This window comes from Nocardia sp. NPDC102475, assembly GCF_055584605.1.
Map to the genome: position 1 here is coordinate 124194 of NZ_JBVJLS010000022.1, position 15322 is coordinate 139515.

Below are 15322 nucleotides of genomic sequence, written 5' to 3' on the forward strand. Positions count from 1 at the left end.
CGTCGTCAGGGGTGGGTCCTGGACAGTTCGCGCACGGTCTGTGCCGCGACTGTCGCGATAGGAGTGACTGTGACGTCGGAAACCAGCGCAAATCCCGAAAGACCGATCGAAGCATGGCCGGTGAGCGCATATCAGCGCGACGTACTCGGCCTGGCATTCCGGCTGGCGCCGGAACCCGTTGCGCAACAAACCTATAGCCTGCGCATGGATGAGCCGCTGGATATCGAGCGGCTGCAGGCGTGCTGGCAGCGCGCCCTGATGAGCGATGACGCATTGCGACTGCGCTTCACATTCGAGAACGGCGAATTCCGCCAATGGATTTCGAATGAGATTCCGCCGGTCGAGGTGGTCGACTTGACCGGAACACCGGACCCCGAGGCCGCGGCCCAGGAGTGGCTGTGGCGCGAGGTCGGCGCGCCGGAGCGGCCGGATCGGCCCGCGCGGCTTGCCGCGGTGATGGACCGGCCGGACCGGTTCTTCCTGTTCATGTCGTTCCATCACACGCTGGCCGACGGCTACGGCATGAATCCGGTCATCGCCACGCTCGATACCAGCTACAAGATGAAAGACGTTCCGCTCGAAAAGCTTGCGGTGCCCGAGCCCGCCAACGAGCACACCGACCGTTCCGTGGCCACCTATCGGCGGATCATCGAGGACGACGAGGCGTACCGGACCTCCGAGCAGTACACGGCGGACCGCGACGGTCTGCTCGCCGCACTCGACGGCGTCGAACCCGCTCTGTTCCCCAACCGGACCAGCTCGCCGAGAATCGCCCGCGGACACTACAACACGATGATCTCGGGGCAGTACCTCGACCGCGTCCGCGCCACCGGTGTCACCGTCTTCGCCTATCTGACCGCCGCGGTGGCAACGTATCTCGCGACGATCCACCGGACCGATCAGGTGGTGATCGGCGTCCCGATGCTGAACCGGCACTCGGCGGAGACCTATCGCACGCAGGGCCACCGCGCCAATGTCGTTCCGCTGCCGGTGCGCGTCCATCGCGACGCGCCGCTCTTGCGGATCGCCGAGCAGGTGACCCAGCAGATTCGGAAGCTCAAGAAGCATCAGCGCTTCCCGTACGGCGAGCTGACCCGCGCGCTGAATCCGGATCCGGCCGCTCCGCCGCTGTACGACGTCGCCTTCTCCCATACGAAGCTGCCGGATGCCGATTACGTCCACGAGCTGATCTCGAAATGGACGGTGCACAATCCGGGTTCGGTGACCAACGCGCTCACCATCGTCACTGCCGAAAATGGCCGGGACGGCTCGTTCAGCCTCCAGCTGTTTTACGACAAGGACATTTTCGACGCGAGCTTCCCGATCGAATCGGCGCTGCGCAGCGTCGGCGAAATGGTTACCGCGTCGCTGGACGATCCGGAGACCCCGGTGGGTGCGCTGCCGCTGCTTTCGGCGCAGGCGAGCGCCGAAGTCGCGGCGTTCGAGGCTGGTCCGCGTATCGAATTCCCCTACACCACCATTGATCGGCTTTTCACCGAAAAGGCCGCCGGCCATCCGGACCGGGTGGCGGTCGTATCCGCCGACTCCCGCGAACTGACCTACACCCGATTGTCCGGTCTGGTCGATGGTTTCGCAGCCCGGCTGCATGAGCTCGGTGCCACCGGCAACGAGTGCATTCCGGTGGTGCTGCCCCGTTCGACCGACATGCTCATCGCGGTGCTCGGCATCCTGCGTGCCGGATGCGCTTACGTGCCGCTCGATCCGGACTACCCTGCGGCGCGTATCGAAACGGTTCTCGCGGACTGCGAAGCACGGTTCGTGGTCGCTGGAAGCGAGCATGCGCGGGTCTACCGAGACCTCGGCATCACCCCTGTCACGGTGGCCGATACTGTGCACGGCACGGTCGAAAACGTCTCGCATCCACACGATTTGAGCTATCTCATCTACACCTCGGGCTCCACCGGTGTGCCCAAGGGTGTGATGGTCGAGCACCGCTCGGTGGTCAACCGGCTGACCTGGATGCAGCGCCGCTACCCGCTGCTCGCCGATGACGTGATCTTGCAGAAGACGCCCGTCACCTTCGACGTTTCGGTGTGGGAGTTGTTCTGGTGGGCCATCACCGGCGCCAAGGTCGCGCTGCTCGAGGTCGGCGGCGAGCGCGATCCGCGCCGCATTGCCGAGGCCATCGAGGCGAATGCGGTGACGGTCGTGCACTTCGTGCCGTCCATGCTGGCGGCCTTCGTCGACGAACTGGAGGCCGATCGCACGATCGTGCCGCGCATCGCGAGCTTGCGCCGGGTGTTCTGCAGCGGGGAGGCGCTGCCGCCCGCACTGGTCCGCCGCTTCCACGCCGCCTTCGCCGCGGTCGCTCAGCGGCCACCGCAATTGGTGAACCTTTACGGTCCCACCGAGGCCACCGTAGACGTCTCGTATTTCGATTGCCCGCACGGTGATTCGCTGGATCTGGTGCCGATCGGCCGTCCGATCGACAATATCGACCTGCTGGTGCTCGACGAATCCGGTCGCCGTATGCCCATCGGCGTTCCCGGTGAACTGAATATCGCCGGAGTCGGCCTCGCGCGCGGCTACCGCGGCCGCCCCGACCTGACCGCGGCCGCATTCGTCGACGATCTGACCGTGCCCGGCCGTCGCCGCTACCGCACCGGTGACCTGGCGCGTTGGCTGGCCGACGGCACCCTGGAGTACCTGGGCCGATTCGACGATCAGGTCAAGATCCGCGGTAACCGGATCACCCTCGGCGAGGTGCAGAACGCCATCCTGGGCTGTGCGGGTGTGCGCGCCGCGGTCGTCGTCGACGAGCAGTCCGAAACGCACGGGCTGCATCTGGTCGGACATTTCGTCGGCGATGCCGTCACCGGTGACGAGATCGCCGACCAGATCGCGCTTCGCCTGCCCCGCTACATGATTCCGACCCGGCTGCTGCGCGTCGACCGGATTCCGTTGACGCCCAACGGCAAGACCGATCGCAAGGCGCTCGCACGGGCGGCGGCGGTTTCGGAGCATGCGGACTTCGTCGGCGTGCCGATCGAACCGCGGACACCGGTCGAGGCCGAGCTGGCACAGGTCTGGCGGACCGTGCTCGGTATCGACTCCATTGGTGTACACGACAACTTCTTTACCCACGGCGGCGACTCCATACTCGCGCTATCGGTACGGACTTCAGCCGAACGCGCCGGACTGTTCTTCGATGTGGATGCCTTCTATGAGCATCCGACCATTGCCGAATTGGCTCGGATCGTCTCGGATGGCCCGGACGGCAACCGGATTCGCATCGCCGATCCATTGGCGACCGTGCCGCTGATCGACCGCGCCGCACTGCATCAGGCCGAGGACGCCTTCCCGGCCACCGCGCTGCAGCTCGGCATGCTCTTCCACAGTATCGAGCGCACGGATTCGGTGACCTACAAGGACGTATTCCGCTATCGGTTCGAAATGCCCTGGGACGCCGCGCAATTCCGCGCCGCATTCGACCGGCTGGTCAGCCGTCAGCCCGCACTTCGCTCCTCGTTCGAGCTGAGCAGGTATTCGGTCCCGCTGCAGGTCGTGCACACCGCGATCGAGTACGAGATGGACATCGTGGATGTCTCCGATCTCGATCCGGTGCTGGCCGATCAGGATGTCGAGGACTACACGCGGGAACGCAGGCACGCCCGGTACGACCTCGCACGCGCCCCGCTACATGCCGTCCGGGTATTCCTGCAGCCGTCCGAGGGCACCCTCCAGACGGTCGATCTGGTGCTCAGCTTCCACCACGCCATCCTCGACGGATGGAGTGTCGCGACCTCGGTGCTCGAGCTGCTGGTCGACTACCTGAACAAGCTGGGACTGATCGAAACCGGTATCGATGACACGGCGCATGCGGCCACTGTCCTGGCCGAGTACGCCCAGTCCGAAATTGCCGCGGTGCACGATGATTCGGCCCGCGAGTTCTGGCGCGAGGCGCTGGCCGGAGCCGAGCCGACCGCGCTGACCGCTCTCGGTGTCCACGAGGGTGCGGGTGCGCAGGACCCGCAGGCCGCCGCCCTGGTGCCGCGTCGGCTCGCCGAGCGGGTCACCGCATTCGCGGCCCGGCATCAGGTGCCCGAGAAGGCGGTCTACCTGGCGGCGCACTGCCTGACCTTGCGCACGGTGACCGGCCGCGCCGATATCACCACCGGCGTGGTCAGCCACGGCCGACCGGATCGCGCGGGCGCGGAGAGTGTCGCGGGCCTGTTCCTGAACACGCTGCCGATGCGGCTGGACGATACCGCCACCACCTGGCGGGCGGCCGTAGAGCAGATAGCGCGCCGGGATCGCGACGCCTACCCGCACCGACGCTATCCACTGCGGTCGATCCTGGCCGATGGCGGGCCCGCGTTCGAGACGGCATTCAACTTCATCAACTACCACGTCTTCGCACCGATCCTCGGTACCGACCGAGTCACCCTGCGCGACTTCGACGTTCGCGAGGACACCAATTTCCAGCTACTGGTGACGGTGGCCCATGATCCGCGCGACGGCCGAATGTGGGTGCGGGTCAACGGTGATCACACGCTGACCAAGGACCAATGCGAGACCGTCGCGGTGACTCAGCTGCGCATGCTGGCGGCGATCGTCGCGGATCCGGATGCGGCTATCGATCGCGGCACCGGTCCGGCGACCGCGCGCGATGTCGGCACACTTGTCGCCGACGCGGCCGCGCTCAATCCGCACACCATCGCCGTTCAGGGCGACGAATCCAGCCTCACCTATGACGAACTGATCGAGCGCAGCGAACGACTCGCCCGGTGGCTGCACGGTTTGGGGGTCGGACCCGGCGACCGGATCGGCATCCTGATGAGTCGTCGCCCGGAATTGGTGCTGCTGGTGCTGGCACTCACGCGAATGGGCGCGGCCTGCGTGCCGCTCGATGTCAGCTACCCGCGGGCCCGGCTGAATCTCATGATCGACCGCGCCCGGCCGCACCGGGTGATCGCCGACGCCGCCTATGCCGAGATCATCGACAATGTTCGACTGGTGCTGGACACGGCGGAGGTGTTCGATCCGACGGCTGACAGTGACGCAGATTTCGCTGTCCCCGACTATATTTCGCCCGACGCACTCGCCTACGTGCTGTTCACCTCCGGCTCCACCGGCGAGCCCAAGGGCGTCGCCATGCCGCACCGTGGCCTGAGCACGCTGGTGGACTGGCAGAACCGCAGCCCATCGGGCATGAATCTGGCAAGCACGTTGCAGTTGGCGCCGTTGAGCTTCGACGTGTCGTTCCAGGAGATCTTCACGACCCTGGCCGCAGGTTCCACGCTGCGGGTGAGTTCGGCGGATTTGCGCTCCAATGTCGAAGAATTGCTGAATACCGTTGTCGCCGAGGGCATCGAGCGACTGTTCCTGCCCTATGTCGCACTGCAGGCCTTCGCGGAGGCCGTTGTGGCCCGGCGCAAGTTCCCGGTCGACCTCAAAGTGCTCGCGTCCTCCGGTGAGCAATTGCGCATTACCGACGAGATCCGCGCGCTGTGCAAAGTGGTGCCGGGGCTATTGCTGGAAAACCAGTACGGCCCAACGGAATCCCACGTCGCGACGGTATTCCCCCTTGCGGGCGCACCCGACGACTACCCGGCGCTGCCGCCGATCGGACGCCCGGTCGACGGCGATACCGTCGAATTGCTCGACAGTGCACTGCGTCCGGTCACCGACGGTGTGATCGGTGAGATCTACCTCGGCGGACGTTCCCTCGCCCGCGGTTACCAGGGCCGGGCCGCACTGACCGCGCAGCGGTTCGTGGCCACCCACGGCGGTGGAATCCTCTATCGCACGGGCGATCTCGGCGTGCGACTGGCCTCCGGCGATCTGGTCTGCCTCGGCCGCAGTGACAGTCAGGTGAAGATCCGCGGTTTCCGGGTGGAGCCCGCCGAGGTGGAGCTGTGCATCCTCGGACTGGTCGAGAAGTATCCGACCATCACCGAGGCGGCCGTGGTGGCTCGGGGATTCGGCGGCATCGACGGTGCGCTGATCGCCTTCCTGGCCGGTGACGCCGAGCACACCGATCTGGCCGCGTTGCGCCACGATCTACGCGGCGTACTGCCCGCGCATATGGTGCCGTCGCGCTTCGTCTTCCTCGACGAACTGCCCCGCACCCCCAGCGGCAAACGCGATGACGGCGCATTGCGTTCGATCGTCGAATCCGCACCGGAATCGGTTACCGCACAACGGGAACCGGCCGACGATTACGAGCACTCCGCAGTCGAGCTGCTTGCCGAATACGCGGGTCTACGTTCCATCGGCCTCGACGACGATTTCTTCGCCGCGGGCGGCACCTCCATCGGCGCCATGCGCGTGGTGATGGGGTTGTCCCGGCGCTTCGGCGCCGAAATACCGCTGGATTTGTTCATCGGCGCGCCGACGGCCGCCCAACTCGCGGCGCTGATCCGGTCCGGGAATACCCGGCGCACCTTCGACCCGCTGGTGCCGATCACCGTCGGCGGGCACAAGCCGCCGCTGTTCCTGGTGCATCCGATCGGTGGAAATGTGCTGTGCTACTTGACCCTTGCCCGCTATCTCGATCCGGATCGCGCGATCTACGGCCTGCAGGCCGCGGGCGCGGATGCGGGTAGTGCGCCGGAGAAGACGATCGCCGGGATGGCCGAGTCCTATCTGGCGGCGGTGCGTCGTGTGCATCCGGAGGGCCCCTACCACCTGGCCGGCTGGTCCTTCGGTGGGAATGTCGCGCTCGAGATGGCGCGGCAACTGCCCGAGTGGGAGGTGGCCAGTGTGACGCTGCTGGACACCATGGCATTGCGTCAGCAGGCCCGCGAACCCATCGCCGAGGAACAGCTCATTCGCTGGTTCTTCCTCGAATTGCTGTGGTACGCCCGCGGAAATCAGGCCGCGCTCGTCGATTTCGAACCCGGCGTACACGGATCCGAGGAGCTCTTCGATGCGATGCTCGCCGAGGCGATCCGGTCGGGAATTCTGCCCGCCGACAGTTCACCGCAGGCGATCCGGCGGCTCTACGAGGTGTTCTACGCCAACTACACGGCGTTATTGGAGTACCAACTCGAACCCTACGACCGCGATATCACCCTGCTGCGCGCCGAGGAGGGCCTGCCACCGGGTGTGGATCTCGCGCACCAGGCCGTCGGCAGCATGTTCGACAGCGCGAACAACGGGTGGCAGCAGTACGCGGCCCGGCGCTTCACGCTGGTCCCGGTGCCCGGCGACCATCTGCACATGATGACCGAACCGCACGTCCGCGAGGTCGCGGTGCAGTTGGACTCGGCGCTCGCGGCGGCCGATCCGGATCCGGACCGGGAGCTCGGCGCCGAAATGCTCGACGCCTGAGCGGTGTGGCCCAACCGCTATGCCGGTAGCGGTTGGGCCGAGGCGCTATGGTGCGGCAAACAGGTAGTTCTTCACGAAGTGTGAACTAGAGTTCCGGGGTGGCCGCAGCTGTCGGGGGCGGCTCTCCATCGTGTGTGCGGTTGGCCAATGCCTGAGTCGATTGCGATGTCGGCCAGCGCTTTTCGAGAAGGAGAGTAGTTGCCGTGAGATTCGCAACGATCGCGCTGTGCTCGGCGGCTGTGGCCGCCACGGGATTCGCGGGTGCCGGTACCGCGCAGGCTGGCGGAAATGCGGTGATCGGCGGCAGTTCCGGCCTGGTCTTCGATACCAACGCCGCGTGCTCGCTGACCACGATCGGCTACGACAGCGACGGGCGCTTGGTCGGGCTGACCGCGGGGCACTGCGCCCCGACCGGCGCGCGATTCGGCGCCGAGCGCTTCCTGGATGCCGGTGTGATCGGCACGGTCGCATACTCCGATGAGGGTGAAGGCCTCGATTTCGCGGTGCTGCAATTCGATCCGGCCAAGGTCACGCCCGTGCGCAATGTCGGGCCGACCACCATCGCCGGATTCGGTGCGGCACCCGCACCCGGCGAACCGGTGTGCACGAGCGGGCGCAGCAGCGGATTCGACTGCGGTGTGGTCTGGGGTTCGCTGGAGGGCACCACCATCAACCAATCCTGTTCCAAGCCGGGCGATTCCGGTGGTCCGGTCACCGTCGGTGATCGACTGGTCGGCATGAATCAGGGACGGCTGACCGGAATCGGCGGCGTCGGATTCAACATCCCGTGCATCTTCCCCGCGAATCCCATTCACTCACCGGCATTCTTCGCACCGATCGATCAGATACTCCAGGCCGTCGACGCCACCGGCGGTGTCGGCAGCGGATTCCAACCCCTCTGATCCCTCGACGGGTTGTGCGCCGCCGCGAGCCCGCGCAGGGCTGCGGCGGTGAATTCGTCGAGTGGGTAGAACAATTCGATCGCGAGCTCGGACAGCGTGACATCGGCCGGTGCGCCGAAGGTGGCCATGGTGCTGAACATGCGTAGTTCGCCGAACGGAGTTCTGATGCGCAGCGGGACCTCGAATGGATTGGGTTGTGCCGCATCGTCATCGGGTTCATCGATGAAACCCAGCGGTACGGGATAGGCGGCGACCTCGTCGTAGAGTGTCCGGAGCTCGGCGTCGCCGGTGGCATTGACCTGGCGAGACAGTCGCTCCAGGAACAACTCTCGCACCTGGGTCAGATTGGCGAGACGGGCCGCGAGGCCGTCGGGGTGCAGCACCAGCCGGTAGACATTCGGTTCCGGCAGCATCAGCGCTTCGGGGATATCGGCCATGAACAGGCCCATGGCAATATTGCCGGTGACCACATTCCACAGCCGGTCCACCACGACCGCCGGATAGGGCTCGTGCGCGGTCAGCATGATGTCGAGGGCGGAGCGAACCGAGGCCAAGCCGGCGTCGTCGAGACTGCTCTCCCGGTAGGCGGGTGCGTAGTCGGCGGCCAGCAGCAGGGTGTTGCGCTCGCGCAGCGGCACCTCCAGCGCATCGCAGAGCCGCAGAATCATGGCTCGGCTGGGTTTTGCCCGTCCGGTCTCCAGATAGGAGATGTGGCGCGAGGAGCTGTCCGCGGCCAGCGCCAGATCGAGCTGGCTGAGCCTGCGCCGCTGCCGCCAGTCGCGCAGCAGGGCGCCGACCCGTGATTCCGTCTGATTTACCGCCACCTGGGCAGGCTAATCAGCGTCGCGTGCGCTCGGCCATGACCTCAGAGGTTATTGAGACCTTCACCTCAGGCCCGGCATGGTCGGCTTCGGGAGCCGATCGGCTGCCGGATCGACAAAGGAGAAGAAGATTGAGCACACTCGTCGCCCGCACCGATTACCTGCGTACCGTACTGCGCTTGGACGGCTGGGGCACCGGAGTGTTCGGCGTCGTCATGCTGGCCGGGGCGGCTGCGCTGAGCGGGCCGTTGGGGCTGCCGACCGCCTGGTCCATTCCGTTCGGCGTCGCGATGGTCGGCGGCGGACTGGCGCTGCTGCTCATTGCCGGGTATCCGGATCTCGTGCCGAGCCATTCGGTCGCTGTTATCCGGGTCAATGTGGTCTCGGCGTTGGCGCTGCTGGTGCTGCCGTTCTCGGGTCTGCTCGACTTGACCGGGCTCGGGGTCGCGTTCCTGCTGATCGGCGCGGTGTGGGTTGCGGTATTCGCGGCGCTGGAGGTGAGTGGGGTGCGGCGGGCGGGGTTGTGACGGTCGGTGCCGTCGGAAGGTCAGGTCGGCACGATACCGGACATCACCGCAATGAACATTTCACTTTCGAGTCGAGGATCATCCTCTGCGCACCGCTGTTTGCCTCCGGTGAAGGCGAAACCTGTTCGCAGGTACAGGGACTCGGCGTGATGGTTGCCTTCGACAACCCAGAGCCGAAGTTCCTCGTGACCATTTGCCCTGGTCCAGTCGATGGTTGCGGCTAGCAGCAGATCCGAGGCTCCGGTGCCGCGTGCGCTCGGATTCACCCAGACCGACGCCACCATCGGCGGACTGTCATCGGTCTTGGTCACGATGCCCGCCGAGCCGACGACTCCGCCGTCGCGCTCGGCGACGAATAGCAACCGCGTCCTCATCCACTGCCGCCATTGCGGCTCGTCCCACCGGGATGCCACCTCGAATGTCGAGGCAAACGTCCCCGGTGGCGATCCCGCCAGGGCATCGAGCCGGATCTCCCGGGCGACCGTCCATTCGTCCCCGCCCAACTGCCGCACTCTCATCCGGTGATCGTGTACCGACACCGCTGCATCACGCAAATGAACATCTTTTCGGACTTGCCGGTCCGGCTGTGTTGGACGTCGTGCCGATCCGGAACGATATGCGCTGAGTCGTCGGCTCAGCGTAGTCGTCCGCGACGATTCGTCAGGCGCCCGTCGTGTATGGCTTGGTTGCGCAGCGATTCGATCGTCTCGGTATCCCGTTCGTGGGCGAGATCCAGCATGGTGAGTCCGGTTTCGCGGATCAGCCCATCCAGGTCGTCGAGCATCGCGGCGATCGCATCGCTGGCCGTCCGCAATTCGGCGGCGCTCGGATCCGGTCGATCGAAGACCATGCGAAGTTTGTGCAGCCGCAGCCCGGTGTCGAAGAGGCGGCGCACCAGCCGATCGCTGGTATCGGCGAACGCGGTGGCGGTTCCGGATAGCTCCTTGGTGGGGCCGAATGATCGTCGCGGCCTACGCCACGTGCCTCGGCTGCTGCCCACGCGGGCGCCGGTCCGGGAGCTCGACCGCACATCGTCGGGCATCGAAATCCTCCTGAGTCGTTGCTTCGTATTTTGTGGCCACGTTTCGGGACCCCGGAGACGTGGCCATTCTACTGCGCCCGATTTCGGCGGCGACGAACGGCTCCTTCGGAAAACCGATACCTGTTTATCCTTCGTACCGTGTAATTGCTTGGTAGGCAACATGATCACCGCCGGTCCGAAGTGAGGTGATCGATAGGGGCTGCTTCGCATCGCGAACTGATGGACAATGGGGTATGGCAGTACACGGTGTGCGGGAGTCACGCGAACTGTCGGTCGATACCGCGCTGCACCTGCTGGGCACGATCGGATTCGGGCGTGTCGCGTTCTCGCGCTACGCCTTACCCGCGATTCGCCCGGTCAGCCATGCGTTGGTCGAGGACCATCTGGTCATCTACGCCGACGCTGCGACCACCGGTTCGCTCGATCGTCAAGTCGTGGCCTATGAGGTGGACGCGATCGACCACCGGACCTCGCTCGGCTGGTGCGTGATCGTGACCGGCATCGCCGACACCGTGCGCGACCAACACGAAATCGTGCACTACCAACAGTTCTTGCCCGCTCGTACGGTCGGGTCCGGTGATCGAGTGACCAGAATCCTGCCCGACATTGTCACCGGAATCGAGTACGTAGGGCCGGACGAGGCCGATCGATAGTCGTTCACAGGTTCGGAATCCTTTCGGGGAGTAGCGGTTCGAGTTTCGTGAGGAAGCGCGCGAAATGTGGATCGGCGTCAGTGCGGTCGAAGCTGTCGATATCCCACCAGCGAGCTTCCGCGAATTCGCCCGGATCCAAGGTGTATTCGCGGGTGCGGTCGCCGCGGATGACATACCAGAGGCTGACATCCTGGTGTCCGCTGTGGGTGCCGACCGTCGTCGTGACGGTGAGGAACAGCGGTGCGGTCCCGATGACGGTGAATTCGGGATCGATGCCCAACTCCTCGGCGGCCTCGCGTCCGGCGGCGGTCAGCGGATGTTCTCCCGGCGAGAGGTGGCCGCCGGTCGGCAGCCACAGTCCGGCGAGGAGATGCCGGCCGAGCAGCACGCTGCGGGCTCGCGGGTCGACGAGCACCACATACGAGACCAGATGCCGTGGGGGAGTATCGGGTTTGACGCGACGGAACACATCGTCGGTCGAGGCCAGCCAGGCCTGGGTGTCCTCGATATGCTGCCGTTCGAGTGCGTCGAGCGGCGTGATCGCGTCGACGATATCGGCGACGGTCGCGGTCGCGAGGTTCATGGCAGGTGACTGTAGCCGCAGGCACCGACAGGTTTACTACTCGAGGACGACCGGGCGCAGCCGGGTGGTGTACACACCGGCGCGATCGAGCGCATCGGCGGCGGCATCGAGTTCGATCATGGTCTCCTCGAAGACTTCTCGCGCCCCGGCAATGCAGTAGGCCGGGGTGGTGAGCGCCCCGATCCCTTCGGTATCGACCAATATTCCCGAGGCCTGCAACGAACTGTAATCGGCATCGAGCCCGGCCAACGCCCCACGCAGTTCCCGCAGCCGATGAAACAACTGCTGCCGCCGAACCTCCAGTGCCAACGGATCGGTCATCACCCGCTCCCCACTTCCGAATTCCCCCGCAATCTACCGCGACCCGCATTCCAGCAGCACCGGCTCAGCACAGCCCCGCGAGTTTGTAGAGCACGAGCGATCCGGCGACGGCCACATTGAGACTGTGCCCGGTGCCGACCATCGGGATCTCGACGGCCATATCCAGCAGTTCCAGTCCTTCCGGCGGAATCCCGGTGGACTCGTTGCCGAGCACGATGACGGTACGTTTGCGCGCGACGGGCAGATCGGCGAGCCGAATGGATTCGTCGGTGAGTTCCACGCCGACGATCGCCGAACCCCCGTCCCGCTGACGCTGCAGCCACCGATCGACCCGCCCGTCGATCCAGTGCACGCACTGGCGGTGGCGCAGCGTATTGCCGTGGTCGAGCGCATCGGGCACCCAGGGCCGTCGCGGCACCGCCATGCACGCACCGACCGCATCGCAGGTGCGAAGCAGCGTGCCGAGATTGACACCGTGCTTGGGCCAAAGCGGTGCCGCGAGTAGATGATTCCAACAGCCATGCGAACGCGGACGCCGCTGACGGCGGATTTCGGGGCGAGTGCGCACCCGCGCGGCCGTCACCGGCGCGCGGGAATACCCTTCCCGAGGGAGCGGAAGGCTTGGCGGACAATGAGTTCCATCACAATGACGCTTCGCGGCGCACCAGGCCATCGACGTGGCCGGTCATCCTGACGACCGGCCGTATCGTCCCAGCATACCGTCCGTGCTGCAGCTAGGGCCGCAGCACCGACACCAGGAACTCGGTCTGGTCGTACACCGTCTGCTCGAAGACATCGTCGAAGTAGACATCGAAATGTCCTACCGGATAACGCTTTACGATCGCGTGCTTGGTGCGTTCGGCCGCGCGCAGGGTCGGCTTCGGTGGCGCGATGGTGTCGTTATCGGCGATCGCGTAGAAGACCGGCATCTTCAATGCCTTGGCCCGGCGGCCAGGGGAATCGAACAGCGTCGAAAAGGCGACGCGGGCGGCGACTTTCGGTTCGTAGGTCTCGCTCTCGTCGGCGAGCCTGCCATAACCCTCCGGCGCATCCGGCGCGCTCATCAGCGCCGCCGAGCGCTTCCGACCGGCCAACCGGACACGAACGGGCTTGCGCCGGATCGGGCCGACGAGCAGATCGGTGGCCGCGATAGTGGCCACCTTGGTCAGACTGGTCGGCCCCTTCGCCATGGCCGATGCCCAGCCACTAGTGAACGGAACCTGAGCGACGACGGCCGCGATGTAGTCGTCGTCGGGCGCGACCGACAACACATGGCCGCCACCGAAAGAAGTGCCCCACAGCGCGATTCGGGTCGCGTCGAAGCCGCGCAGCGTGCGCGCGTAGGCGATGGCCGAGCGCCAGTCCTCGCGCTGCCGGGCGATATGTAGTAGCTGACGCGGCGCACCCTGACTGGCCCCGAAATGCCGGTAATCGAATACCAGCACACCCATCCCGGCGGCGGCGAAACGACGTGCGTATCTATCCAGACCCATCTCCCGGTTGGCGCCGAGTCCGTGCCCCATCACGACAAGTGGGCGGGGCTTGGGGATGCCAGCGGGGGGATACAGCCAGGCAGCGCAGTGCTCGCTACCCGAGGGAAAACTGACCTCGACACGTTCCATGGCACCTCACCGTACTGTTTCGGTCCGAACTATTGCCCCCCGACCGGTCACAGGTCAGGCCAGTGAACAACGTACCCCTAGATCAAAGTAGGCTAAACGCTGCGGACGAGTTGGCCGGGCGGCCGCGGTGATGGGAACGGGCACGCGAGTGTCGCCGCCCGTCGCCGAGGAAAGTCCGGACTCCACAGAGCAGGGCGGTTGCTAACGGCAACCCGGGGTGACCCGCGGGAAAGTGCCACAGAAAACAGACCGCCCACGATCCCTCGGGATCGTGCGGTGAGGGTGAAACGGTGCGGTAAGAGCGCACCAGCGCCCCGGGTGACCGGGGCGGCTAGGTAAACCCCGCCCGGAGCAAGGTCGAAGGTCGCACCGTTCGCGGTGCGGCTGCGCAGGTGTTCGAGGGTTGCTCGCCCGAGCCTGCGGGTGGACCGCTCGAGGCACCCGGCAACGGTGTGTCCAGATGGATGGCCGTCACCCGGTGTGAACCGGGGACAGGATCCGGCTTACAGGTCAACTCGTCCGCCCCTGCAATCCGGTGCTCGCCGGTGCCATGATGGAGGTGACCGCTGAGCCGGAATTCGGTGCGGTCAGGCACTTCGCACGGGGTGTAGCCATGGATATTCTTGCTGTTATCGGGGCGATTTTCGGGATGGGGGCGGTCGCGGGTGGGGTGCTCACCGCGATGAGCGCGCGCGTGGTCAGCCAATACGAGAAAGGGCTGGTATTCCGGTTCGGCCGGGTGGTCGGAACCCGAGAGCCCGGACTGCGCATGCTGATTCCGTTCGTCGACCGGATGCGCAAGGTCTCGACACAGATCGTCACCATGCCGGTGCCCGCACAGGACGGCATCACCCGAGACAACGTGACGGTGCGCGTCGACGCGGTGGTCTATTTCCGGGTGGTCGATCCGGTGTGCGCGGTGGTTGAAGTGCAGAACTATCTGTTCGCCGTCGGGCAAGTGGCGCAGACGTCCCTGCGTTCGATCATCGGAAAGAGCGATCTGGACAGCCTGTTGTCCAATCGCGAGGAGTTGAACAAGGGGCTCGAGATCATGATCGATAGCCCGGCGCTCTCCTGGGGTATCCATATCGATCGGGTGGAGATCAAGGATGTCTCGATTCCGGATGCGCTGAAGCGCTCGATGTCGCGGCAGGCCGAGGCGGAGCGGGAACGGCGGGCGCGAGTGATTTCCGCCGAGGGCGAATTGCAGGCGTCGAAGAAGTTGGCGCAGGCGGGCGCGCAGATGTCGGAATCGCCGGCGGCGCTGCAACTGCGATTGCTGGAAACCGTGGTTCAGGTTGCGGCGGAAAAGAATTCGACATTGGTGCTGCCGTTCCCGGTGGAATTGCTGCGGTTCCTGGAACGCGGTACGCCGTCCGCGGCGACCACCGCCGAGCCCACCCCGACCGCATCCGAATCCACACCGGAGATCAACCCGCCCGACCCGACACAGGCGCTCGGTCAGGGCAACACGCCAGCGGTCGAACAAGATGGAACGCGCCCGTAACACAACAGGCGTATACCGATACGGGTACGGCAGCTATTGCGTGCCGTA

12 protein-coding genes and 1 other RNA gene are annotated in these 15322 nt (G+C 65.6%); 6 read left to right on the plus strand and 7 right to left on the minus strand.

Annotated features, from left to right (window positions below):
- Positions 1-69: 69 nt before the first annotated feature.
- Positions 70-7296, plus strand: a complete 7227-nt coding sequence (locus tag ACZ60G_RS33090) for an amino acid adenylation domain-containing protein (protein WP_465815189.1) — start codon at positions 70-72, stop codon at positions 7294-7296.
- A gap of 203 nt (positions 7297-7499) precedes the next feature.
- Complete coding sequence (locus ACZ60G_RS33095) at positions 7500-8198, plus strand: S1 family peptidase (RefSeq protein ID WP_465815190.1); 699 nt, start codon at positions 7500-7502, stop codon at positions 8196-8198.
- Here ACZ60G_RS33095 and ACZ60G_RS33100 read toward each other — a convergent pair.
- Entirely contained in the window at positions 8138-9022 is an 885-nt protein-coding gene (locus ACZ60G_RS33100) for a helix-turn-helix domain-containing protein (protein ID WP_465815191.1), read from the minus strand. The genes ACZ60G_RS33095 and ACZ60G_RS33100 overlap by 61 nt on opposite strands.
- A gap of 128 nt (positions 9023-9150) precedes the next feature.
- Here ACZ60G_RS33100 and ACZ60G_RS33105 point away from each other — a divergent pair, with 128 nt between their 5' ends.
- On the plus strand, positions 9151-9546 hold the full coding sequence (locus ACZ60G_RS33105; RefSeq protein ID WP_465815192.1) for a hypothetical protein: 396 nt from the start codon (positions 9151-9153) through the stop codon (positions 9544-9546).
- A 20-nt stretch (positions 9547-9566) separates the two neighbouring features.
- On the opposite strand, the gene ACZ60G_RS33110 is transcribed toward ACZ60G_RS33105, so the two are convergent.
- Positions 9567-10064: a GNAT family N-acetyltransferase gene (locus ACZ60G_RS33110; RefSeq protein WP_465815193.1), complete on the minus strand. Its 498-nt coding sequence runs from the start codon at positions 10062-10064 to the stop codon at positions 9567-9569.
- A 116-nt stretch (positions 10065-10180) separates the two neighbouring features.
- On the minus strand, positions 10181-10588 hold the full coding sequence (locus tag ACZ60G_RS33115; RefSeq protein ID WP_465815194.1) for a hypothetical protein: 408 nt from the start codon (positions 10586-10588) through the stop codon (positions 10181-10183).
- Between the two features lie 233 nt (positions 10589-10821).
- Between ACZ60G_RS33115 and ACZ60G_RS33120 the strand changes: the two genes are divergently transcribed.
- Positions 10822-11241 carry a pyridoxamine 5'-phosphate oxidase family protein gene (locus ACZ60G_RS33120; RefSeq protein WP_063040418.1) on the plus strand — a complete coding sequence of 140 codons (420 nt, stop codon included), beginning with the start codon at positions 10822-10824 and terminating at the stop codon, positions 11239-11241.
- Positions 11242-11245: 4 nt separating this feature from the next.
- Here ACZ60G_RS33120 and ACZ60G_RS33125 read toward each other — a convergent pair whose 3' ends face one another.
- The 4 genes from ACZ60G_RS33125 to ACZ60G_RS33140 all read right to left on the minus strand — a co-directional run bounded on the left by ACZ60G_RS33125 (position 11246) and on the right by ACZ60G_RS33140 (position 13767).
- Positions 11246-11824: an NUDIX hydrolase gene (locus ACZ60G_RS33125; RefSeq protein ID WP_465815195.1), complete on the minus strand. Its 579-nt coding sequence runs from the start codon at positions 11822-11824 to the stop codon at positions 11246-11248.
- A 36-nt stretch (positions 11825-11860) separates the two neighbouring features.
- Positions 11861-12145, minus strand: coding sequence for a hypothetical protein (locus tag ACZ60G_RS33130; RefSeq protein WP_465815196.1), 285 nt, complete (start codon positions 12143-12145; stop codon positions 11861-11863).
- A gap of 64 nt (positions 12146-12209) precedes the next feature.
- Positions 12210-12818 carry a TrmH family RNA methyltransferase gene (locus ACZ60G_RS33135; RefSeq protein ID WP_465815197.1) on the minus strand — a complete coding sequence of 203 codons (609 nt, stop codon included), beginning with the start codon at positions 12816-12818 and terminating at the stop codon, positions 12210-12212.
- Between the two features lie 61 nt (positions 12819-12879).
- A complete protein-coding gene (locus tag ACZ60G_RS33140) occupies positions 12880-13767 on the minus strand; it encodes an alpha/beta hydrolase (RefSeq protein WP_465815198.1) in 888 nt (295 codons plus the stop codon).
- A 106-nt stretch (positions 13768-13873) separates the two neighbouring features.
- On the opposite strand from ACZ60G_RS33140, the gene rnpB reads away from it, so the two are divergent.
- Both rnpB and ACZ60G_RS33150 read left to right on the plus strand, forming a co-directional pair.
- Positions 13874-14289, plus strand: an RNA gene (rnpB, locus tag ACZ60G_RS33145) — RNase P RNA component class A.
- Positions 14290-14416: 127 nt separating this feature from the next.
- Positions 14417-15274, plus strand: coding sequence for a slipin family protein (locus ACZ60G_RS33150; RefSeq protein WP_465815224.1), 858 nt, complete (start codon positions 14417-14419; stop codon positions 15272-15274).
- Positions 15275-15322: the final 48 nt, after the last annotated feature.

What these genes read in the sequence shown, in the direction of transcription:
- ACZ60G_RS33110 (WP_465815193.1), bottom strand. Translation starts at nt 10,064, where the DNA reads ATGAGAGTGCGGCAGTTGGGCGGGGACGAATGGACGGTCGCCCGGGAG.
- ACZ60G_RS33115 (WP_465815194.1), bottom strand. Translation starts at nt 10,588, where the DNA reads ATGCCCGACGATGTGCGGTCGAGCTCCCGGACCGGCGCCCGCGTGGGC.
- ACZ60G_RS33120 (WP_063040418.1), top strand. Translation starts at nt 10,822, where the DNA reads ATGGCAGTACACGGTGTGCGGGAGTCACGCGAACTGTCGGTCGATACC.
- ACZ60G_RS33125 (WP_465815195.1), bottom strand. Translation starts at nt 11,824, where the DNA reads ATGAACCTCGCGACCGCGACCGTCGCCGATATCGTCGACGCGATCACG.
- ACZ60G_RS33130 (WP_465815196.1), bottom strand. Translation starts at nt 12,145, where the DNA reads ATGACCGATCCGTTGGCACTGGAGGTTCGGCGGCAGCAGTTGTTTCAT.
- ACZ60G_RS33135 (WP_465815197.1), bottom strand. Translation starts at nt 12,818, where the DNA reads ATGGCCTGGTGCGCCGCGAAGCGTCATTGTGATGGAACTCATTGTCCG.
- ACZ60G_RS33140 (WP_465815198.1), bottom strand. Translation starts at nt 13,767, where the DNA reads ATGGAACGTGTCGAGGTCAGTTTTCCCTCGGGTAGCGAGCACTGCGCT.
- ACZ60G_RS33150 (WP_465815224.1), top strand. Translation starts at nt 14,417, where the DNA reads ATGGGGGCGGTCGCGGGTGGGGTGCTCACCGCGATGAGCGCGCGCGTG.